Origin of the sequence: Saccharothrix syringae (genome assembly GCF_009498035.1) — a bacterium.
In the GTDB taxonomy this organism is placed as follows: domain Bacteria; phylum Actinomycetota; class Actinomycetes; order Mycobacteriales; family Pseudonocardiaceae; genus Actinosynnema; species Actinosynnema syringae.
Map to the genome: position 1 here is coordinate 8,717,198 of NZ_CP034550.1, position 19,632 is coordinate 8,736,829.

At 74.4% G+C, this 19,632-nt stretch carries 22 protein-coding genes and 1 pseudogene; 10 read left to right on the forward strand and 13 right to left on the reverse strand.

The window, feature by feature from the left end; translation table 11 throughout:
* Window positions 1–2: 2 nt before the first annotated feature.
* Both EKG83_RS36170 and EKG83_RS36175 read right to left on the reverse strand, forming a co-directional pair.
* Complete coding sequence (locus EKG83_RS36170) at window positions 3–731, reverse strand: SAM-dependent methyltransferase (protein ID WP_051764458.1); 729 nt, start codon at window positions 729–731, stop codon at window positions 3–5.
* 60 nt (window positions 732–791) lie between these two features.
* Entirely contained in the window at window positions 792–2,111 is a 1,320-nt protein-coding gene (locus EKG83_RS36175) for a replication-associated recombination protein A (protein WP_456153899.1), read from the reverse strand.
* A 117-nt stretch (window positions 2,112–2,228) separates the two neighbouring features.
* On the opposite strand from EKG83_RS36175, the gene EKG83_RS36180 reads away from it, so the two are divergent.
* From EKG83_RS36180 to EKG83_RS36195, 4 genes are read left to right on the forward strand one after another with little or no spacing between them, the layout of a single operon-like run.
* Window positions 2,229–2,996, forward strand: a complete 768-nt coding sequence (locus EKG83_RS36180; RefSeq protein ID WP_033427863.1) for a type VII secretion target — start codon at window positions 2,229–2,231, stop codon at window positions 2,994–2,996.
* Window positions 2,996–4,021: a CHAP domain-containing protein gene (locus EKG83_RS36185; RefSeq protein ID WP_033427864.1), complete on the forward strand. Its 1,026-nt coding sequence runs from the start codon at window positions 2,996–2,998 to the stop codon at window positions 4,019–4,021. The genes EKG83_RS36180 and EKG83_RS36185 overlap by 1 nt, the downstream gene beginning before the upstream one ends.
* Complete coding sequence (locus tag EKG83_RS36190) at window positions 4,018–4,293, forward strand: hypothetical protein (protein WP_051764460.1); 276 nt, start codon at window positions 4,018–4,020, stop codon at window positions 4,291–4,293. Before EKG83_RS36185 ends, EKG83_RS36190 begins: the two co-directional genes overlap by 4 nt.
* Window positions 4,293–4,562 carry a hypothetical protein gene (locus tag EKG83_RS36195; protein ID WP_170191749.1) on the forward strand — a complete coding sequence of 90 codons (270 nt, stop codon included), beginning with the start codon at window positions 4,293–4,295 and terminating at the stop codon, window positions 4,560–4,562. The genes EKG83_RS36190 and EKG83_RS36195 overlap by 1 nt, the downstream gene beginning before the upstream one ends.
* 250 nt (window positions 4,563–4,812) lie before the next feature.
* Here EKG83_RS36195 and EKG83_RS36200 read toward each other — a convergent pair whose 3' ends face one another.
* Complete coding sequence (locus EKG83_RS36200; protein ID WP_033427866.1) at window positions 4,813–5,565, reverse strand: ESX secretion-associated protein EspG; 753 nt, start codon at window positions 5,563–5,565, stop codon at window positions 4,813–4,815.
* A 73-nt stretch (window positions 5,566–5,638) separates the two neighbouring features.
* Here EKG83_RS36200 and EKG83_RS36205 point away from each other — a divergent pair, with 73 nt between their 5' ends.
* Entirely contained in the window at window positions 5,639–6,391 is a 753-nt protein-coding gene (locus tag EKG83_RS36205; RefSeq protein ID WP_228122345.1) for a helix-turn-helix transcriptional regulator, read from the forward strand.
* On the opposite strand, the gene EKG83_RS36210 is transcribed toward EKG83_RS36205, so the two are convergent.
* The 5 genes from EKG83_RS36210 to EKG83_RS36230 are packed head-to-tail and all read right to left on the reverse strand — an operon-like array spanning window position 6,318 to window position 9,540.
* Window positions 6,318–6,905 carry a hypothetical protein gene (locus EKG83_RS36210; protein WP_228122346.1) on the reverse strand — a complete coding sequence of 196 codons (588 nt, stop codon included), beginning with the start codon at window positions 6,903–6,905 and terminating at the stop codon, window positions 6,318–6,320. The two genes, EKG83_RS36205 and EKG83_RS36210, sit on opposite strands and share 74 nt — an antisense overlap.
* 20 nt (window positions 6,906–6,925) lie before the next feature.
* Window positions 6,926–7,564 (reverse strand): hypothetical protein, encoded by a 639-nt coding sequence (locus EKG83_RS36215; RefSeq protein ID WP_033427869.1) that lies wholly within the window; start codon window positions 7,562–7,564, stop codon window positions 6,926–6,928.
* Window positions 7,557–7,823: a WXG100 family type VII secretion target gene (locus EKG83_RS36220; RefSeq protein ID WP_033427870.1), complete on the reverse strand. Its 267-nt coding sequence runs from the start codon at window positions 7,821–7,823 to the stop codon at window positions 7,557–7,559. Before EKG83_RS36220 ends, EKG83_RS36215 begins: the two co-directional genes overlap by 8 nt.
* On the reverse strand, window positions 7,820–9,085 hold the full coding sequence (locus EKG83_RS49295) for a PPE domain-containing protein (protein WP_051764462.1): 1,266 nt from the start codon (window positions 9,083–9,085) through the stop codon (window positions 7,820–7,822). Before EKG83_RS49295 ends, EKG83_RS36220 begins: the two co-directional genes overlap by 4 nt.
* Window positions 9,082–9,540 (reverse strand): hypothetical protein, encoded by a 459-nt coding sequence (locus EKG83_RS36230; protein ID WP_153278673.1) that lies wholly within the window; start codon window positions 9,538–9,540, stop codon window positions 9,082–9,084. The genes EKG83_RS49295 and EKG83_RS36230 overlap by 4 nt, the downstream gene beginning before the upstream one ends.
* A gap of 102 nt (window positions 9,541–9,642) precedes the next feature.
* Here EKG83_RS36230 and EKG83_RS36235 point away from each other — a divergent pair, with 102 nt between their 5' ends.
* The 4 genes from EKG83_RS36235 to EKG83_RS36250 all read left to right on the forward strand — a co-directional run bounded on the left by EKG83_RS36235 (window position 9,643) and on the right by EKG83_RS36250 (window position 13,390).
* Window positions 9,643–10,254 (forward strand): uridine kinase family protein, encoded by a 612-nt coding sequence (locus EKG83_RS36235; protein ID WP_033427871.1) that lies wholly within the window; start codon window positions 9,643–9,645, stop codon window positions 10,252–10,254.
* A gap of 29 nt (window positions 10,255–10,283) precedes the next feature.
* Window positions 10,284–10,703 (forward strand): SRPBCC family protein, encoded by a 420-nt coding sequence (locus tag EKG83_RS36240; protein ID WP_033427872.1) that lies wholly within the window; start codon window positions 10,284–10,286, stop codon window positions 10,701–10,703.
* A gap of 111 nt (window positions 10,704–10,814) precedes the next feature.
* Window positions 10,815–12,131, forward strand: a complete 1,317-nt coding sequence (locus EKG83_RS36245) for an MFS transporter (RefSeq protein WP_063741238.1) — start codon at window positions 10,815–10,817, stop codon at window positions 12,129–12,131.
* Window positions 12,132–12,271: 140 nt separating this feature from the next.
* Window positions 12,272–13,390, forward strand: coding sequence for a lytic polysaccharide monooxygenase auxiliary activity family 9 protein (locus tag EKG83_RS36250; protein WP_051764531.1), 1,119 nt, complete (start codon window positions 12,272–12,274; stop codon window positions 13,388–13,390).
* A 7-nt stretch (window positions 13,391–13,397) separates the two neighbouring features.
* Here the strand turns inward: EKG83_RS36250 and EKG83_RS48665 are convergent, their stop codons facing one another.
* The 5 genes and pseudogenes from EKG83_RS48665 to EKG83_RS36265 form a co-directional block, all read right to left on the reverse strand.
* Window positions 13,398–14,195 carry an energy-coupling factor ABC transporter ATP-binding protein gene (locus tag EKG83_RS48665; RefSeq protein WP_084715999.1) on the reverse strand — a complete coding sequence of 266 codons (798 nt, stop codon included), beginning with the start codon at window positions 14,193–14,195 and terminating at the stop codon, window positions 13,398–13,400.
* Between the two features lie 36 nt (window positions 14,196–14,231).
* Window positions 14,232–14,807, reverse strand: a pseudogene (locus EKG83_RS48670) (energy-coupling factor transporter transmembrane component T family protein); the annotation flags it as partial.
* A complete protein-coding gene (locus EKG83_RS47245) occupies window positions 14,804–15,091 on the reverse strand; it encodes a PDGLE domain-containing protein (RefSeq protein WP_033427873.1) in 288 nt (95 codons plus the stop codon). The gene EKG83_RS47245 and the pseudogene EKG83_RS48670, both read right to left, overlap by 4 nt.
* Window positions 15,088–15,777, reverse strand: a complete 690-nt coding sequence (locus EKG83_RS36260; protein ID WP_084715976.1) for an energy-coupling factor ABC transporter permease — start codon at window positions 15,775–15,777, stop codon at window positions 15,088–15,090. The genes EKG83_RS47245 and EKG83_RS36260 overlap by 4 nt, the downstream gene beginning before the upstream one ends.
* 379 nt (window positions 15,778–16,156) lie before the next feature.
* A complete protein-coding gene (locus tag EKG83_RS36265) occupies window positions 16,157–17,005 on the reverse strand; it encodes an SDR family oxidoreductase (RefSeq protein ID WP_033427875.1) in 849 nt (282 codons plus the stop codon).
* Window positions 17,006–17,130: 125 nt separating this feature from the next.
* Between EKG83_RS36265 and EKG83_RS36270 the strand changes: the two genes are divergently transcribed.
* Complete coding sequence (locus tag EKG83_RS36270; RefSeq protein ID WP_033427876.1) at window positions 17,131–19,611, forward strand: DEAD/DEAH box helicase; 2,481 nt, start codon at window positions 17,131–17,133, stop codon at window positions 19,609–19,611.
* The last annotated feature ends 21 nt before the right edge of the window (window positions 19,612–19,632 follow it).

Here is a 19,632-nt window from a genome sequence, read left to right on the forward strand (position 1 = left end):
CCCTAGGCGCGCCCCAGGGTCAGGTAGGCGAACCCCAGGGCGCCGCGGTAGCCCTTGAGCCACCCGTCGCGGTGGTCGTCGACGACGCTCCGCACCTCGGCGGCCCGCGGGTGGTCCGGGTTGGCCAGCAGCCAGCGCTCGCGGGCGGCGCACCAGCGGGACTCGAAGCCGTCCCACTCGTCGAGGCTCGCGGTGGCCAGGTTGAGCAGGCGGTAGCCGAGGGTGTGGGCCAGGTCGACCAGTTCGGCCAGGGTGCCGAAGCCCTCCTCGCCGAAGATGGCGGACGCCACCTCGTTCGGCGGGCGCTCCCAGAAGCCGTCGCCGAGCAGGAGGGTGCCGCCGGGGCGGAGGCGGGCGTGCATGGCCTCCAGGGTGCCCTTGGTGCCGCCCCACGCGTGGGAGGCGCCGATGCTGATCGCCACGTCGGCGGGCTCGGTGGTCCAGGTGGTGGCGTCGGCCCGCTCCAGCGAGACGCGGTCGGTCAGGCCCCTGGCCTCGGCGTTCGCCCGGCCTCGGGTGATGGCGAGCTCGTCGTCGTCCACGCCGACGCCGGTGGTGCCGGGGGCGTGCTCGACCGCCCTGAGCAGCAGCTCGGCCCAGCCGCAGCCGTAGTCGACCACCCGCTGCCCCGGTGCCAGGTGCAGGCTGTTGATCAGGTCGAATGCCTTGGCGTCCGAGAGCGGGCTGTTGAAGTCGAGCAGGGCGTGGCCGTTGGCCGGTGGGGCGTTCACGCGGCCATGCTTACCGCACCGCCCCGCCGGGGGTAACCGATTTTGTCGCCCGCCCGCGGCTCACTCCTGGCCGCGGACCACCCGGCGCAGCCTGGGCAGGCGTTCCGCGACCACGCGCTCCGCGCCCCGGCCGGTCGGCTCGTAGTAGTCGCGGCCGACCAGCTCGTCCGGCGGGTACTGCTGGGTCAGCACGCCCTCGGGCACGTCGTGCGGGTAGCGGTAGCCCTGGGCGTTCCCGAGCTTGGCCGCGCCCGCGTAGTGGCCGTCGCGCAGGTGGGCGGGCACCGTGCCGATCGCGCCCCGGCGCACGTCCGCCATGGCCTCGTTGATGGCGGTGGTCACCGCGTTCGACTTCGGCGCGGTGGCCAGGTGGATGGTGGCCTGGGCGAGGTTCAGCGCGCACTCCGGCAGGCCGATCAGCTGCACCGCCTGCGCCGCCGCCACGCACACCTGCAACGCGGTCGGGTCGGCCATGCCCACGTCCTCGCTGGCGTGGATCACCAGCCGCCGGGCGATGAACCTCGGGTCCTCGCCCGCCTCGATCATCCGGGCCAGGTAGTGCAGCGCGGCGTCCACGTCCGAACCGCGGATGGACTTGATGAACGCGCTGGTCACGTCGTAGTGCTGGTCGCCCTGCCGGTCGTAGCGGACGGCCGCCTTGTCGACGGTGGCCTCCAGGGTCGCCAGGTCCAGCGCTCCCCCTTCACCGACCGCGTCCGCGGCGGCCTCCAGGGCGGTCAGCGCGCGGCGGGCGTCACCGCCGGCCAGCCGCACCAGGTGGTCCTCGGCGTCCGGCTCGACGGTGATCGCGCCGCCGAGGCCACGCTCGTCGGCGACGGCGCGGCGGACCAGGGCGCGCACCGCGTCGTCGGTCAGCGGGCGCAGTTGCAGCACCAGGGACCGGGACAGCAGCGGGGACACCACGGAGAAGAACGGGTTCTCCGTGGTCGCCGCGACCAGCAGCACGATCCGGTCCTCCACCGCGCCCAGCAGCGCGTCCTGCTGGGTCTTGGAGAACCGGTGCACCTCGTCGATGAACAGCACGGTCGACTCGCCGGAGCGGACCAGGCGGCGGCGCGCCTCGTCGATGACCGCGCGCACCTCCTTCACGCCCGCGGACAGCGCGGACAGGGCGGCGAAGCGGCGGCCGGTGGCCTGGGAGACGAGCGTGGCCAGGGTGGTCTTGCCGGTGCCGGGCGGGCCGTAGAGCATGACCGAGGCCGGTGACGAGCCCTCGACCAGCCTGCGCAGCGGCGCGCCCGGCCCGAGCAGGTGGTCCTGCCCGACGACCTCGTCGAGGGTGCGCGGGCGCATCCGCACGGCCAGCGGGGCGTTGGCGGCGATGCGCGCCTGCTTCTCCTCGTCGCTCGCGCCGAACAAGCCCTGGTCGAACAGCCCTTCGTCCACGTGTTCGACTGTAGTCGCCCCGTGCAGCGCCGCTGTCCGAGCGTGCAACGGGAGTTCCGGGGGCGGTGGGCCGGCGGGCAGGGTGGCCGCATGAGCGAGCTGAGCCCGGCGGAGATCGCCCGGTACGCGCACCAGGCAGGGTTCCGCGGGCAGGACCTGACGATCGCGGTGGCGGTCGCGCTGGCCGAGTCCGGCGGGAACCCCCGCGCGCACAACGACACCCCGCCCGACGACTCGTACGGGTTGTGGCAGGTCAACATGCTGGGGTCGCTGGGGCCCGCGCGGCGGCGCGAGTTCGGGCTGGAGTCCGACCGGGAGCTGTTCGACCCGCTGGAGAACGCCAAGGCGGCCAACCGGATCTCCGGCGACGGCCGGTCGTGGGCGCCGTGGACCACCTACACGAGCGGGAGGTACCGGCGGTACCTGGACGAGGCGCGGCGCGGGGTGGAGGCGATGAAGCGCGGCGGTTCCGGTGGTTCGGGCGGCGGCGGTCGTGGTGGTGCCGGTGGCCGGGGCGGTTCCGGTGGCGGGTTCTCGGTCGGCGTCGGGGTGCTGCGCGACTACGCGCGGCGGACGCGGAACAGCGCCGACGACCTCACCGCGCTCGGCCGCGGCCACGTGCGCGACGTGCGGGAGATCGCCGACGACAGCTTCGGGCGGATCGGCAGGCAGTCCGGTTTCGCCGAGGCGCTGGACAACTTCGGTGCCGCCCTGCGCAAGCAGGTGAAGGGGGTCGCGCACAACACCGAGGCGCTGGCCACGTCCGCGTCCCGGTCCGCGCGCGCCTACCAGGAGCAGGACGACGACAACGCCCGCGCCCTCGGCGGACGCGGCGTCAGCGGTGGGGGTGAGGGGTAGTGGACAGCCGTGCGGTGGCCCGGCACTTCGCCGAGGGCATGATCGGGCACCGGAACGCGTTGGCGGGCAAGGCCGAGGACGCGGTGAAGGCGCAGTACGCGCTGCACATGACCGCGACCGGGCTCGACGACCGGCACGAGGACCAGCGCAAGGCCGCCAAGACCGTGCTGGAGCACTGGCGGGGCGACAACGCCGAGGCGTTCGAGAAGCGCGCGAACCGGTTGGGCAGGCAGCTGCGCGTGACCTCCGACGCGGCGCGGGACGCCGAGAAGATCGTCGCCGGGGTGTCCGCCGCGCTCACCACCGGGCACGCGCGGGCCCGGCAGGCCGTCGACGAGTACCTGGACCGGGCGGTACGGCTGCTCGACGCGGGTCAGGCGGTCGGGACGCGGGCGGCGATGCTCAAGGCGGTCGGCGAGGCCGCGGACCTGGCGCCGCGGTACACCGAGGAGACCGCGGCGGCGCTGCGGCGGGTGCGGGACGAGATGGAGGAGGCGGCCCGCAGGCTGCGTTCTCTGGAGAAGGAGGTCGAGCACGACGGCGTGGTCGACGCCCGGCCCGAGCGGACGGCCCGGGGCGGGCGCACGCGTCCCTCCGGCGCCCGGGCCCGCGGTCGGGCGCGCACGATCGTCTCGGCCGCGCGGCGCGAGCTGGGCACCCGCGAGAACCCGCCGGGCAGCAACCGCAACCCGTACGGGCCGACGGCGGCGTGGTGCTCGTCGTTCGCCACGGCCATGTGGCGCAAGGCGGGCGTGGACATCCCGCTGCTGCCGTTCACCGGCGACGTGTTCCGGTGGGGGCAGCGGCACGGCAAGGCGTACACGTCGCTGAGCGCCGTGCGGCCGGGTGACGTGCTGCTGTTCGGGACCGGGCCGAGCAGCCCGGCGACCAGCAGGCACATCGGGATCGTGGAGAAGGTCTCCGGTGGCGTGGTGACGTTGATCGAGGGCAACTCCGGTGACTCGGTGCGGCGCAACACGCACCGGCTCAGCTCGGCCACGTTCTACGGAGGGGTGCACCCGTGATCACGGCACGCGCGCAGGACCCGGACAACGGGGTCTCGGTCGAGGCCGGGCCCGGCGGCGGGTTGCGGGACCTGGTGCTGGACCGGCGGTCGCTGCGGTTGGGGCAGGCCGGGCTGGCGAAGGCGGTGCTGGCGCTGGTCGACGCGGCGACGGCGCGGGCGAATGCGCGCGTCCGGCACGCCGTGGGTGACGTGAGCGCGCTGGGGTTGGGCGTGGAGGAGCGGATGGCCGAGTCGGTCGAGGACACGACTCCCGGGACGTGGCGGGTGTGATGGGGCTCGGTGAGCGGTTGGACGCGATCCGGCGCGGTGCGTCGGGGCGGGGTGTGGCGGTGGTGGTCGACCTGCACGGCAAGCTGGTGGACCTGTCGTTCTCGCGCGAGTCGCTGACCATGCGGCCCGAGGAGCTGGCCGGCGTGGTGCGCGACCTGGTGGACCGCGCCGCGGCGGACGCGGTGACCGAGGGCGTGGCGGCGGTCGGCGAACTCGTCCCCGCCGACCTGCTCACCCCCTCCCCCGCGCCTGACCGCTCCCGAACGTAGAACTCACCCCCTCCGAACGTTCGACACGACCGCCCGGAACGTTCGACTCGCGCACCTCGAACGCATGACACGCCCGACTCGAACGCATGACACGCCGAGTGAGAGCGCTCCCACCCGGCGTGTCATGCGTTCAGACACCGCGTGTCATGCGTTCGGGACGCGCGAGTCGAACGTTCGGGACCGTCGTGTCGAACGTTCCGGGGTGGTGAGTTCTACGTTCGTGCGTGTCTGGGTGGAGGACACGCGTGGGTTAGGTGGTTACTGAAGTGAGGAGGGTTGTGAGGTGGCGGGTTAGCCAGGGGGTGTCGGCCGGGGAGATGCGCAGCCAGTCGGCGTCGTCGGTGGACATGGCGTAGCGGCCAGCGGCGGTGTCGGTCCAGCTGAGGATGCGGGAGCGGCCGGTGGGGCCGGTGGCGGCCAGTTGGCCGGCGGCCTGGCGCGGGGAGTCGACCAGGGTGGTGATGGGCCTGGTGGCGCGGCCGGTGACGCCGGCGCGGGTCAGGACCCGCTCCATGGCGGCGTGGCCGGACTCGGCGTAGGCGTCCACGGCGGCGGAGAAGACCTGCCTGGGCAGGGTGACCGGCTCGCCGGGGCCGGGTGGCGCGTCGCCGATGACCCGGGCGATCGGGGCGACCAGGTCGGTGACGGGCTCCAGGGCCACCTCCCGGTCGTTGAGCACGGCCAGCACGCCGCGCGGGCCTCGGGTCCGCGCCAGCACCCGCCACGGGGTGGGGCGGAACACCAGGGCGTCGACGGACACCGCGCCGTGGGCCAGCAGGCCGAACAGGTCCTCCAGCTCGGTGGCGACCTCGTGGCCGTCGGCCAGGCCCGCCTCGGTGAGCGTGCGCAGCACCTGGCCGCCCAGCTCGTCCCGCTCGTCCTCGGTCTCCCCGTGCGAGGGGACCTCCAGCGGGTAGGGCAGGTCCCCGGTGCCCAGGTCCTCCCACAGCAGGTCGAACTCCAGGTGGGTCAGCACCACCCCGGTCGCCGAACGTCGCGCCATGCCGCCAGAAGGTAGTGCCCGGCCCGAACTCGTGCGGGCTGGTTGGCCCGGTTCGGTGGTTAGGCTGCCGGGCGTGGACGTCGCGGACGGGGTGCTGACGGTGCGGGCCTCCGGCGCCGCCGCCGCCAAAGCCGCGCTCAACGGGGGTGCGCCGGCGCCCGAGGACATCCAGCTGCTGCTGCGCTGCACCGTGCCCAAGGGCGTGCCGGGCACGGGCGCCGCGCTTCGGTTTCCCGATTGCTCGCTGCACGTGCTGCCGGTGGGCGTGGTGATGCTGACCGTGGCCGAGGCGCGGTTGACCATCGGGTTCGGCGAGCTGAAGCCGCTGATGTTCCAGCCGGTGCCGGTGGACGCGGCGCTGCGGTCGGTGTTCTCCGGCGCGGTGGCGCACGTGCTGGCCGCCGCGCACGTGCTGGACCCGCACGGGCTGTCGCACCACCTGCTGGGGTTGGCCGAGCTGGTGCTGCGCAGCGCGTTGCGGGCGGAGCTGGACCGGGTCGGCTCGCCGGCCGCGCGCAGGCGCGAGGCGCTGGAGTACATGCGCGAGCACCTGGCCGACCCGGGCCTGAGCGCGGACCGGGTCGCCGAGGCGCTGTTCATCTCCCGCCGCAGGCTCTACCAGCTGTTCGACGACGGGCAGGGCGTGTCCGAGCGGATCCGGGGGCTGCGCATCGACCGGGCCAGGGCGCTGCTGTCGGACCCGGCGAAGGCGGCCCGCGGGATCGGGGAGATCGCCCGGGACTGCGGTTTCGTCAGCGCCGCCCACTTCTCCCGGACGTTCCGCCAGGTGGTGGGCCTGACGCCGAGCGAGTTCCGCGCCCGCTGACGGGGGCGCGGCCGGTGGCGCGGTCGGGCGCGACGGGGTCGAACTCGACGCCGGAGACGAAGCGGCCCGCCACGCCGGCCACGTCCAGCCAGCCGCGGCCGGTGGGCGAGTGCAGGGTGAACACCGCAATCCGCGGGTGGCCGGGGTCGGTCACCACGACCTGGAGCTGGGCGCCGGGGCCGGTGACCGGGATGCGCTCCACGATCACCACCGGGTAGCCGGTCGCGGTCTCGCCCCTGGTGACCTCGCGGATCGCCGGGCCGTCGAGGTGGAAGCCGAGTTCGGCGGGGTCGGCGGGCCGGTCGACCGGCACCACGCCCGCGACCAGCAGCGCCGGGTCGGCGCCGGGGTGCTCGACCACGGCCAGCAGGCCCGCGCCGTGCCGGTGGGCCAGTTCCGCGGCCTGCGTCGCGGACACCTCCAGCCCGGGGTCGCGGACGCCCTTGAGCCTGCCCAGCACGGCCAGCAGCTCGGCGGCGGCGCGTTCGGGCGTGCCCAGTGCCACCGGGGTCACCCCCGGTACCGGAGCGAGTCTCACCCGAGGCCCGCCCGGAAGGCGGCCGCAGCACCCGCGGTGGCCGCCGGTCGAGGCGGTCCGAGCAGCACGGACGCCAGTTCGGCGGTGATCGCGGAGAACCCGGTCAGGGCGTCGGCGACGGCGGTCGACGGCTCCTCGGCGCGCAGCCGCTCGGCGACCCGGCGGGCCTCCGCGCGGTGGTCGCGCTCCAGCAGCCTGGCCTCGTCGAGCACCTCGTCCAGGTGGCGCCGCAGCTCGTCGTGCCGGGTCACGGCCGCGTCGTGGGCGGCGGCGTCGGCGGCGGTGAAGCGGGCCAGGGCACCGGTGTGGTCGACCTCGTCGGCGGCCTCGGCCAGGGCGCGGCGCAACCGCAGGGCGCGCCGGTCCAGCTCCTCGGCGCGCCGCTGGTTGCCCAGCAGCGTGGTGGCCCAGCCGTCGAGGACCTCGGCCGCCGCCCGCATCGCGCGCCGCACCGCCGTCAGCTCCGACACCACCGCCTCCAACCGGGTCCCGAACCCGTCCGCCGCCGCACCCGTCCACTCCCGCGGCGGCGGGCCGGGGTCGGCGAACCCCGCCGCGCACCGCTCGCTCGCCGCGGCCACCGCGCCCGCGTGCCCGGGGGTGGGGTCGAACCCGAGGCCCCGGTAGTCAGCCACGGCGCCACTCGTCGGCGTCGCGGTAGTCCCCGACCGCCGCGCGCAGGCCGTCCGCGACCTCGTCCAGGCCCGCGCCGCGCAGCGCCCGCGCCCACTCGCCCATGAGGCGGTCGACCGCCTCGGTGACGCCCTCGGGGCCGAGGTCGCCGACGGGGTCGTCGAGGGTCGAGGCCACCGCCCGCACCTCGTCGGCGGTCTCGTCCAGGCGCGCGGCGAAGGCGGTGAGCACGTCCGGGTCGACCTGGTAGCCGCCGCTCATTCCCCGAGCACCGGCGGGTACGCGGGCGGCAGGTCGTCGAGCAGGTCCAGCCCCTGGTCGTAGCGGTTGCGGTGCTCGCCGTCCTCCTCCCGGTTGGTCGGGGCCACCGGCGGGTACACGCCGAAGCCCTGGGGCCCGCCCGCGCCGGCGACCGGGCCGAACCCGCCGCGTGCCGCCGCGCCGCCGGGCACCGCGCCCAGCACGCCCGACGCGCCGCCGGGACCGGGCTGGCCCGAGCCCAGCGGACCGGAACCGAGCGGACCGGAACCGAGCGGACCGGAACCGAGCGGGCCGAAGCCGCCGGGACCGCCACCGGGGACGCCGTGCGCGCCGCCGCCGGTCGGGCCGAAACCGCCGAAACCGCCGGAGGGGCCGAACCCAGGGGTGCCGAAGCCGGGGTTGCCGGCCGCCGCCGCCGTGGTGGTGCCGTCCGGGAGACGCGTACCGGGCGGGGGCACGGGGTCGGGACCGGTCGGGGGCAGGCCCGGCGGGAGGTGGGGGTCGGCCGGGACGCGGGAGTCCGGCGGCGGGTACTGCGGCGGCACGACCTGCGGGGGCGTGGTCGGCCCGGCGTACACCGCCGCGGAGGGCTGCTGGGCGACCACGGGTGCCTCGTCGAACGTCGGCAGCTCCCGCTTCACCTCGCCGCTGGCGTGCTCGTACTCGTCCATGACCCGCACGGCCCGCTCCATGGCCGCCTTCTGCTCCTCCTTGGACGGCATGTGGTCGTCCAGGAGCTGCTTGAGCATGTACGCGCCCTGCGGGCCGTCGAGCGTGGTCACGTCGTAGCCCTCGCGGAACCACCGCTCGGCGTCGGGGTGCACCGGCTCGGGCATGGCCCTGGCCGCCTCCTCCACCGCCGAGGTGTAGGCGTCGAGCCCGGTGCCGACCTGGTAGGCGCGCTGCGAGGCGTCCGCGCCCCACTCGGTGAGCCGCGAGGCGGACTCCGCGGCGGCCACGGCCGAGGGCCCGCGCCAGGACAGCACGAGGGTCTGCACGATCCGGCGCACGTCCGCGGTCGCCTGGTCGACCTCCTCGGCCAGCTTCTTCCACTCGTAGGTGCGGGTGGCCATCCGCCCTGGCTCGGCCGACTTGACCATGTCCCACAGCTGCCGGTGGGTGTAGGCGCGCCAGTTGATCTTGCCGAAGTTCTCCGGCTTCCGGTTGGCCTCGCGCTGCCGCACCCGCCGCTCGTTGCGGCGGCGGGTCCGCGCCGAGTAGTCGTGGAAGTCGGACCAGAAGCCGCCCTTGCGCTCGCTCATGCCCGCCCCAACGCCTGTCCGACCTGCTGGTCCTGGGCCTGCTGGGCGTCGCGCACGCCCTGGAGCGACGCGCGCACCGCCTCCAGCTCGTCCAGGTACGACCGCAGCGCGTGGCGCACGCCGCCGCTCAGGTCGCCGCCGCGCAGCCCGAAGGCCCGCCGCATGTGCAGCGCGACCGGGCCCCGGCCGTCGCCCAGCGGCTGGTCCAGCTCGCGGTCGGCCCGCCCGAGCAGGTCGGTCAGCACGGCGTGCAGCCGGTCGAGGTCGGACACGGCCGCGGTGAACGCGGGCAGGTCCATCTCGATCAGGTCCCCGCCCTCGGCGACGACGCCGGCCGCGCCCGCCCCGGTCGGCCTCCCGACCTCCGGCGGCACGACGTACCCCGCGACCCGCTCGTGTTCGAGCTCTTCGCGCAACTGCTTGGCGTGCTCGACACCGCGCACCCTCACGACCATGGCGCCAATGGTGGGGCCCGGCGCCCGGCGCACCAAGGCGGGGTGCACAGCGGGAGCATCGGCGGTGCACGCTCGGACAAGCGTGTGCGAGGATTGCACCCCGTGCCGTCACCTGCCGTTCACGCGCGCGCCGTGCTGCTCGCCGGTCCCTCCGGTTCGGGGAAGTCCACCCTCGCCGCCCACCTGGGCTGGCCCGTCCTGCGGCTCGACGACTTCTACCGCGAGGGCGACGACCCGCTGCTGCCGCGCGACGAGTCGGGCCGCCCCGACTGGGACGCCGAGGGCTCCTGGAACACCGAGGACGCCCTGGCCGCCGTGGTCGAGCTGGCCACCACGGGCACCGTCGAGGCGCCGGTGTACTCGATCGGCGAGGACCGCCGGGTCGGCTGCCGCACGCTGACCGCGCCGGGCCCGTTCATCGCCGAGGGCCTGTTCGCCGACCGGCTGGTGGCCGGGTGCCGCGAGGCGGGCGTGCTGGCCGACGCGGTGGTGCTGGCGCCGGGCGCGGTGGTGACGTTCGCCCGCCGGTTCGCCCGGGACGTGGCCGAGGCCCGCAAGCCGGTGCCGCTGCTGCTGCGCCGGGGCCTGCGGCTGATGCGGGAGCACCCGGCGGTGGTGCGCCGGTGCGCGGACGCCGGCATGCGGCCGGTGGACCCGCACCGGGCCCGCGCGGAGCTGGCCACGATCGGGGCGGGGCACCCGGCGGCGGTGTAACCCCCTCGTGGCGGGGGTACGGCTGCGGCATGGCTGAGTTCGAGCGTGAGCAGAGGATTCCGGTCGACCCGCAGGCGGTGTTCGACGTCGCGCGGGACGTGAACTCGATGGAGGCGTGGCTGCCGGACGGCCTGCAGGTCGAGTCGAGCGGCCCGGAGCGGGTCACCGGCCGGGTCTCGATCGGCGACGAGATCGACGAGGCGGAGGGCTACCTGGCCGCCGTCCCCGAGCAGCGCCGGCTGGAGTGGGGCGACCTGGAGGGCGCCGGCTACTCGGGCTGGCTCCAGGTCGACGAGGACGGCCCGGGCTCCAGCCGCGTGGTGCTGCACCTCGACGTGCGCGGCGAGCACCCCGGCGCGGTGGGTGGCGAGGCCCACGAACTGACCGACGAGTACCTGGGCCAGGCGCTGGAGAGGCTGGCCGCGCTGGCCGCCGATCGCGTTACGTGACGGTTTTCACCTGATCAACCTGCATAAATGACGCAAAGTCATGTTTAGTGTGGACGGCGTCGTTCGCACGGGCACGTCGAGGCCCCGGATCGTCTTCGAGGGAGCTTCACGGTGTTCCGCGCGTTGCGCGGCCGCAACTACCGCCTGTGGGCGTTCGCCGACCTGATCTCGGTGACCGGCTCGTGGATGCAGTTGATCGGCCTCAACTGGGTGGTGCTCGAACGCACGGGTTCGGCCACCTCCGTCGGGCTCTCGGTGCTGCTCGGCGCCCTGCCCTCGGTCCTGCTCGGCCCGTGGGCGGGGTCGCTGGCCGACCGGCTCCCGGTGCGCCGGGTCATCCTGGTCTGCCAGGTGCTGCACGCCGTGCTGGCCGCCCTGCTGGCGCTGGTGGTGTGGCGGCACGCGCCGATGGCCCTGGTGTTCGCGCTGACCTGCGCCTCCGGCCTGGTGTCGGTGTTCGACGTGCCGGCGCTGGGCCGGTTCGGCGGCCAGGTGGTGGCCCGGGAGGACCTGGGCAACGCCGTGGCGCTGGGCTCGGTGCTCAGCTCCACCGGCCGCATCCTGGGCATGAGCGGCGCGGCCGTGCTGGCCGCCGCGCTCGGCTCGCCCGCGCTGTTCCTGGTCAACTCGGTCAGCTTCCTGGCCGTGGTCGCGGCCGTGCTGGCGGTGCGCCGGGACGAGCTGCACCCGCTGGGGCGCGGCCCGGCCGACCGGGCGGGCGTGGCCGCGGGCCTGCGGTACGTGCTGGGCAGCGGGCGGCTGCTCGTGCTGTTCGCGCTCGGCTTCGCGCTGTCCGGCCTGGGCCGCAACTACCAGGTCACGATGGCCGCGATGAGCCCCGACGCCACCGCGTACGGGCTGCTGTCGACGGTGTTCGCGGTGGGCACCGTGCTGGGCGGGCTCGCCGCAGCCGCGCGCCGCACCCTGACCGTGCGGCTGCTGCTGGTGGTCGCGTGCGGGACGAGCCTGCTCCAGGCGGTCGCCGGGATCGTGCCGGGCGCGCTCGGGTTCGCCCTGGTGCTGCTGCCGATCGCGGCGGGCGCGGTGGTCATCGACACCACGATGAGCACGCGGGTCCAGCTCGACACCGCCGAGGCAATGCGCGGGCGGCTGCTGGCGGTGAACTCCTCGGTCGGCGCGGCGGCGGGCGCCGTGGGCGCGCCCCTGCTGGGCTGGCTGTGCGAGCGCGTGGGCGCGCCGGAGACGCTGGTGCTCGCGGGCACGGTCACCCTGCTGGTGTCGCTCGCCGCGGCCTCGGTGCTGATCGCCCCGCCGGAGCGCCGCACCGCCCTGGCGCACCGGGTGCTGCGCCGGCTGCCCCGCCACCCCTCACCCCCGCCCGGCTACCCGGGGCACCCCGCGGGCCACCCGCCCGGCCCCGTTCGCCCTGGGAGGGCTCCCAGGAAGCGTGCACACGTCCGGGTGTAGCGGGATAAGCCCGAAAGGGTGGTCTGACAGGGCCACTCGGATGCACTGGGTAGCCGAAGATTCACAGACCGATGCGATCACGGCTACAGTCTGTCCGTTTCCTGGGAGCGTTCCCAGACCTCAATGAGGAGGTGGACGACGTGAAGGCCCGACGATGGGTCGCCCTGGCGGCGGCCGGCGTGGCTGGTGTGTTGGTCTCGGTGCTCGTGAACGTGGTCGGCGCGCCCACCGCGTCCGCGCACGGCGCCATGATGAAGCCGGGCAGTCGGACGTTCCTGTGCTGGCAGGACGGCCTGACCCCGACCGGGAACATCCAGCCGGTGAACCCCGCGTGCTCGGCCGCGGTGAGCGCCGGCGGGACCAACTCCCTCTACAACTGGTTCGGCGTGCTGCGCTCCGACGGCGGCGGCCGGACGCGCGGCTTCATCCCGGACGGCAAGCTGTGCAGCGGCGGCAACGCCACCTACTCCGGGTTCGACATCGCCCGGAACGACTACCCCGTGACCCACCTGACCGCGGGCGCCAACTTCCGCTGGTCGTACAACATGTGGGCCGCCCACCCCGGCACGTTCCACCTCTACGTCACCAAGGACAGCTGGAGCCCGACCCGCGCGCTGGCCTGGGACGACCTGGAGAGCACGCCGTTCCACAGCGTCACCAACCCGCCGTCGAGCGGTTCGGTGGGCACCGTGGACGGCCAGTACTACTGGAACGCCAACCTGCCGGCCGGCAAGTCGGGCCGCCACATCATCTACTCGGTGTGGACCCGCTCGGACAGCCAGGAGACCTTCTACAACTGCTCCGACGTCGTGTTCGACGGCGGCAACGGCGAGGTGACCGGCGTCGGTCGCGGCGGCAACACCACCACGACCACCACCTCCACCACGACCAGCACCTCCACCAGCACCACGACGTCCACGACGACGACCACCTCGACGTCGAACCAGCCCGGTGACCCGAACTGCATGGCGATCTACAAGATCACCAGCTCCTGGTCGGGCGGCTTCCAGGGCGAGGTCGAGGTCATGAACCACAGCACCAGCGCCTACAACGGCTGGACCGCGAGGTGGACCTACGCCAACGGCCAGACCGTCAACAGCGTCTGGAACGGCGTGCGGTCCGGCTCCGGGGCGGAAGTCGTGGTCAAGAACGTGGACTGGAACCGCACGGTGGCGCCCGAGAGCTCGGTGAAGTTCGGCTTCACCGCCAGCTACTCCGGCACCAACTCGCTGCCCACGGTGACCTGCACCAGCCCCTGATCCCGGGCTAGTCCAGGCGGAAGCCGAACGGGAGCTCCAGCCGGTGCCGGGCCAGCAGCTCGGCGTCGGCCAGGAGCTCCCGCGTGGGGCGGTCGGCCACGACCACGCCGCCGTCGACCAGCACGCTGCGGGGGCAGAGCTGCAAGGCGTACGGCAGGTCGTGGGTGACCATCAGCGTGGTGCGGTCCAACCGCAGCAGCACCTCGGCCAGCTCTCGGCGGGCCACCGGTTCCAGGTTCGCCGAGGGCTCGTCGAGCACCAGCACCTCGGGGTCGCAGGCCAGCACGCCGGCCAGTGCCACGCGGCGGCGCTGCCCGCCGGACAGGTGCAGCGGCGACCGGTCGGCGAACGCGGTCATGCCGACCGCGGCCAGGGCCTCGTCGACCCGTCGGTCCAGCTCCGCGCCGCGCAGCCCGAAGTTGGTCGGGCCGAACGCCACGTCCTGCCGGACCGTGGGCATGAACAGCTGGTCGTCCGGGTCCTGGAAGACCACGCCGACGCGGCGCCTGATCTCCCGCAGGTTCGCCGCGTCCACCGGCAGGCCGGCCACCTCGACCCGGCCCGAGCCGCCGCCGAGCACCCCGTTGAGGTGCAGCGCGAACGTCGTCTTGCCCGCGCCGTTGGGCCCCAGGACCGCGACCCGCTCGCCCCGCCGGACGGTCAGGTCGATCCCGAACAGGGCCTGGTGGCCGTCCGGGTAGGCGTAGGCCAGCCGCTCCACCACCAGCGCGGGCGCCGACCTCTCGGGCAGCGGCGCCCGCACCTCGTCGCCGGGCGCCCGGCCCGTCCACCCCCGCGACACCATCGCCAGGTGCACCCTCTCGCCTCGTTCGTAGGAGCGGATGAACAGGGCGCCGACACCGCGCGCGGTCGCGCCGAGCTGCCACAGGAACCGCGGGTCGTCGCCGCGGGAGACGCGCGCCACCCGCATCCGCCGCGCCTCGGCCGCGATGACCTCGACGTAGCGGAGCATCAGCGTGGCGATGGTGACCAGCACCGCGGGCACCCGCAGCCGGCGCAGGCCCAGCAGCACGTCGTGCGGCGCGGTGGTCGCGGCCAGGGTCAGCGAGGTCAGCAGGCCGAGCGTGCCCTTGGCCAGGATGTTCCACCCGGCCAGCGCGCCCTCCACCGACACCGGCACGCCCAGCACGTCGACCCGCTCCCCCGCGCCGGTGAACGGCAGGGCGAGGGCCAGCAGCACGAACGGCAGCTCGATGACCGAGCGGGCCGCGAACCAGCCCGGCGGTACGCGCGCCACCGCCCACACCGCGACCAGCGCGAGCAGGTAGAAGCCGAACGCCCAGAACGCCTCGCGCGGCGTGGCCACCACGCACAGCACGGCCACCACCGCGGCGACGATCTTCGCCTGCGGGGCCAGCCGGTGGACCGGCGAGTCGCCCGGCCGGTGCAGGATCACTTGGCGGAGGGGCGCTTGCGCAGCAGCCGGAACAGACCGGCCGCGGCGGCCAGCGTCAGCACCACGCCGATCACGCCCGCCACCCCGGTGAACCGGTCGTCGCCGCCCAGCGCGTAGTCGGCCAGCGGCCAGCCGGCCAGCGGGTGGTCCGCGGCGTGCTCGGCGATGCCGTGCTCGGTGGTGACGTGGTCCAGCCCGTCCGGGTCCGAGCTGGCGAAGTAGGAGGCCACGCCCGCCAGCACCAGGCTGACCAGCGCGAACCAGGCGAAGAAGCGCTTGTTCACGACCGCAGCTCCAGTTCCCGCGGCACGCCGCGCAGCAGGTGGACCAGGTCCGGCCGGGCGGCGGCCACCGCGGTCACGGTCACCGCCGTGATCAGGCCCTCGCCCACGCCGATCAGCACGTGCACGCCCAGCACCGCGGCGGCGACCGTGCCGAGGGCGACACCGCCCTGGCCGCCGATGGCGTACTCCAGCACGAAGCCCGCCGAGGCGAGCACGGTGTTGACCAGGGCCGAGGTGAAGGCGACCGCGGCCAGCGCGCCCTTGTTGCGGGTGGCGAACCGGCGCAGCGCCAGCGCGGTCAGGTAGCCGGCGGCCGTGCCGATCAGGGCCATGTTGGTGATGTTCGCGCCGAGCGCGGTGACCCCGCCGTCGGCGAAGAACAGCGACTGCACGACCAGCACCACCGACACGCACAGGGCGCCGACCCAGGGGCCGACCAGGATCGCGGCCAGCGCGCCGCCCAGCAGGTGGCCGCTGACGCCGGGGAGGACCGGGAAGTTGAGCATCTGGGTGGCGAACACGAAGGCTGCCACCAGGCCGGCCATCGGCGCGGTGCGGTCGTCGAGGTCGCCGCGGGCCTTGGCCAGCGCGAGGCCGACCCCGGCCACGGCGACCGCCACGAACAGCAACGAGGTCGGGGCGTTCAGCAGGCCGTCGCTCATGTGCATGGCTAGCGGTTGGGTCACGAGCCCACGCTAGTTGCCAGGGTTGAGCTGTGGCCAGCGGGCGGCAACAACGAAGGATGTGCGGGAGGTGTGCGAGAGGTGTGCGGGGAGGCGGACGAGGGGGTGACGGGAGGGTTTTGGGCTGTTTGTCGGGTTAACCGGGCCAGGCGGGGCCGGGCGAGGCGGTGCTGGGCTGGGCTGGGTCAGGCTGGGCGGGCTAGGCCAGGCGAGGCCGGCCTGAGCCGGGCGGGGCGGAGCCGGGCCGAGCGGGCGGAGGCGGAGCCGGGCCGAGCGGCGCTGGGCTGGGCGGGCGGCGCTGGCCTGGGCGGGCGGTGCTGGCCTGGGCGGCGCTGGGCTGGGTGGTACTGGCCTGGGCCGGGGTGAAAACGGGCCGGGGCGGTCAGCGCTTGACCGCGGCGAGCACCGTCTCCCGCATCGGCGTGGTGGGCCGCCCGATCAGCCGCGCCAACTCCCCGGTCACGTCGGCGAGCAACCCCTCGGCGATGTCGGTGTCCATCCGCGCCACCGTCCGCGCGACCACCTCGGGCACCCCGCCCCCGACGAGCGTGCGGGCGTACTGGACGGCCTCCATGTCGTGGTAGACGACCTCCGTGCCGGACACCTCGGTCACCAGCGCCGCCAACTCGGCCATGGTCCACGCCACGTCACCGGACAGCTCGTGCACCGCCCCCTCGTGCCCCTCGCCGGTCAGCACGACGGCCGCGGCCTCGGCGTAGTCGGCCCGGGCGGCCGAGGCGACGCGCCCGTCGTGGGCCGCGCCGGGGATCACGCCGGTGGTCAGCGACTCCCGGACCACCGCCTCGTAGTTCTCGTTGTACCAACCGTTGCGCAGGAACGCGAACGGCACGCCCGACGCGCGCACGTACTCCTCGGTGGCCCGGTGCTCGGGCGCGACCACGGCCGTGGACGTGTCGGCGTGCAGCACGCTGGTGTACGCCAGCAGCCGCACCCCGGCGGTCTTGGCGGCGTCCACGGCGGCCCAGTGCTGCGGCACGCGCCTGCCGACCTCGCTGCCCGAGATCAACAGCACCTGCCCCGCACCGTCGAACGCGGGGCCGAGGGTCCCCGGCCGGTCGTAGTCGGCCTCGCGGACCTCGACGCCCCGATCGGCCAGGTCCCGCGCCCGACCCGGGTCGCGGACCGCCGCGACGACCTCCGCCCCGCGCTCCAGCAGGGCGTTGACGACCAGCCGGCCGAGCTTGCCGGTGGCACCGGTGACGACGATCATGGGAGTCCCTAGGGCCGGGGAGACGGGCGCCGGACCACGGTAAGCCGGGCCCGCACCGGCGGCCACTCGGAGCAGCGGGCGCGACCCGTCACCCCTCCGGGCATTGCCACTATGCTCTGCCTGCGATGACTCTCACCGACCGGCTGCCGCCCTCCCCCGACCCCGACCTCCTCTTCGACGCGTTCGCCGAGTGGGCGGCCGACCGGGGGCTGTCGCTGTACCCGGCGCAGCAGGAGGCGCTGATCGAGATCGTCTCCGGCTCGAACGTCATCCTCAGCACGCCCACCGGCTCCGGCAAGTCGCTGGTCGCCACCGGCGCGCACTTCGCCGCCCTGGCCGAGGGCAAGCGCACCTTCTACACCGCGCCCATCAAGGCCCTGGTGTCGGAGAAGTTCTTCGCGCTCATCGACACCTTCGGCGCGGAGAACGTCGGCATGATGACCGGCGACGCGAGCGTCAACGAGACCGCGCCGATCATCTGCTGCACGGCCGAGATCCTGGCCAACATCGCGCTGCGCGACGGCGCGCGGGCCGACGTCGGCCAGGTCGTCATGGACGAGTTCCACTTCTACTCCGAGCCGGACCGGGGCTGGGCCTGGCAGGTGCCCCTGATCGAGCTGCCGCAGGCGCAGTTCCTGCTGATGTCGGCCACCCTGGGCGACGTCACCTTCTTCGAGAAGGACCTCACCCGCCGCACCGGCCGGGCCACCACCACGGTCCGCTCGGCCGAGCGCCCGGTGCCGCTGCACTTCCAGTACGTCACCACGCCGCTGCACGAGACGATCGAGGAGCTGCTGCACGGCCGCGAGGCCCCGATCTACGTGGTGCACTTCACCCAGGCGTCCGCCCTGGAGCGCGCCCAGTCGCTGATGTCGGTCAACGTGGCCACGCGCGCGGAGAAGGACGACATCGCGCGGATGATCGGCCGGTTCCGGTTCACCTCGGGGTTCGGCAAGACGCTGTCCCGGCTGGTGCGGCACGGCATCGGCGTGCACCACGCGGGCATGCTGCCGAAGTACCGGCGCCTGGTGGAGCAGCTCGCGCAGGCCGGCCTGCTGAAGGTGATCTGCGGCACCGACACCCTGGGCGTGGGCATCAACGTGCCCATCCGCACGGTGGTGTTCACCGCCCTGTCCAAGTACGACGGCCAGCGCACCCGCCACCTCAAGGCGCGGGAGTTCCACCAGATCGCGGGCCGGGCGGGCCGCGCCGGCTATGACACCGTGGGCACGGTGGTGGTGCAGGCGCCGGACCACGTGGTGGAGAACGAGAAGGCGCTGGCCAAGGCGGGCGACGACCCGAAGAAGCGGCGCAAGGTGGTGCGCAAGAAGGCGCCCGAGGGCTTCGTGTCCTGGAGCGACCAGACCTTCGAGCGGCTCAAGAACGCCGAGCCGGAACCGCTGACCTCCAGCTTCCAGGTCAGCCACGCCATGCTGCTCAACGTCATCGGCCGCCCCGGCAACGCGTTCGCCGCGATGCGGCACCTGCTGGAGGACAACCACGAGGACCGGCCCGCGCAGCGCAGGCACGTCCTGCGCGCCATCTCCATGTACCGGGGGCTGCTGGCCGCGGGCGTGGTGGAGCGGCAGGGCGACGACATCCGGCTCACCGTGGACCTCCAGGTGAACTTCGCGCTCAACCAGCCGCTGTCGCCGTTCGCGCTGGCCGCGATCGAGCTGCTGGACCGCGAGTCGCCGTCCTACCCGCTCGACGTGCTCTCGGTGGTCGAGTCCACCCTGGACGACCCGCGCCAGGTGCTGTCCGCGCAGGAGCACAAGGCGCGCGGCGAGGCCATCGGCGCGATGAAGTCCGAGGGCATCGAGTACGACGAGCGGATGGCGCTGCTGGAGGAGGTGACGTACCCGAAGCCGCTGGCCGAGCTGCTGGAGGCCGCGTTCACCACCTACCGGCGCGGGCACCCGTGGGTCGCCGACCACCACCTGTCGCCCAAGTCGGTGGTCCGCGACATGTTCGAGCGGTCGATGACCTTCGCCGAGTACGTCTCGTACTACCAGCTGGCCCGCTCCGAGGGCCTGGTGCTGCGGTACCTGGCCGACGCGTACAAGGCGCTGCGGCAGACCGTGCCCGAGGACGCCAAGACCGAGGAGCTGAGCGACCTCCAGGAGTGGCTGGGCGAGCTGGTCCGCCAGGTCGACTCCAGCCTGCTCGACGAGTGGGAGAAGCTGCGCAACCCCGGCGAGGAGGCCGAGGCGGCGCTGGCCGAGGCGCCGCCCGCGGTCACCCGCAACGTGCGCGCGTTCCGCGTGCTGGTGCGCAACGCGCTGTTCCGGCGCGTCGAGCTGGCCGCCCGGCGCAACTACCACGAGCTGGGGCAGCTCGACGGCGACGCGGGCTGGTCCGCCGAGGACTGGCGGGACGCGCTGGAGCCGTACTTCGAGGAGCACGGCGAGATCGGCACCGGCCCGAACGCGCGCGGCCCGGCCATGCTGGTGATCACCGAGGAGCCTGGTCGCTGGGTGGTGCGGCAGATCTTCGACGACCCCGCCGGCGACCACGACTGGGGCTTCACCGCCGAGGTCGACCTGGCCGAGTCCGACGAGACCGGCACGGCCGCGGTCCGGGTCACCGAGGTGGGCCGGCTCTAGTCCGGGGCCATCCGGTGGTAC

What these genes read in the sequence shown, in the direction of transcription:
- EKG83_RS36180 (WP_033427863.1), top strand. Translation starts at nt 2,229, where the DNA reads ATGAGCGAGCTGAGCCCGGCGGAGATCGCCCGGTACGCGCACCAGGCA.
- EKG83_RS36195 (WP_170191749.1), top strand. Translation starts at nt 4,293, where the DNA reads ATGGGGCTCGGTGAGCGGTTGGACGCGATCCGGCGCGGTGCGTCGGGG.
- EKG83_RS36200 (WP_033427866.1), bottom strand. Translation starts at nt 5,565, where the DNA reads ATGGCGCGACGTTCGGCGACCGGGGTGGTGCTGACCCACCTGGAGTTC.
- EKG83_RS36220 (WP_033427870.1), bottom strand. Translation starts at nt 7,823, where the DNA reads ATGAGCGGCGGCTACCAGGTCGACCCGGACGTGCTCACCGCCTTCGCC.
- EKG83_RS49295 (WP_051764462.1), bottom strand. Translation starts at nt 9,085, where the DNA reads ATGAGCGAGCGCAAGGGCGGCTTCTGGTCCGACTTCCACGACTACTCG.
- EKG83_RS36230 (WP_153278673.1), bottom strand. Translation starts at nt 9,540, where the DNA reads ATGGTCGTGAGGGTGCGCGGTGTCGAGCACGCCAAGCAGTTGCGCGAA.
- EKG83_RS36240 (WP_033427872.1), top strand. Translation starts at nt 10,284, where the DNA reads ATGGCTGAGTTCGAGCGTGAGCAGAGGATTCCGGTCGACCCGCAGGCG.
- EKG83_RS48665 (WP_084715999.1), bottom strand. Translation starts at nt 14,195, where the DNA reads ATGGTGTCGCGGGGGTGGACGGGCCGGGCGCCCGGCGACGAGGTGCGG.
- EKG83_RS36265 (WP_033427875.1), bottom strand. Translation starts at nt 17,005, where the DNA reads ATGATCGTCGTCACCGGTGCCACCGGCAAGCTCGGCCGGCTGGTCGTC.
- EKG83_RS36270 (WP_033427876.1), top strand. Translation starts at nt 17,131, where the DNA reads ATGACTCTCACCGACCGGCTGCCGCCCTCCCCCGACCCCGACCTCCTC.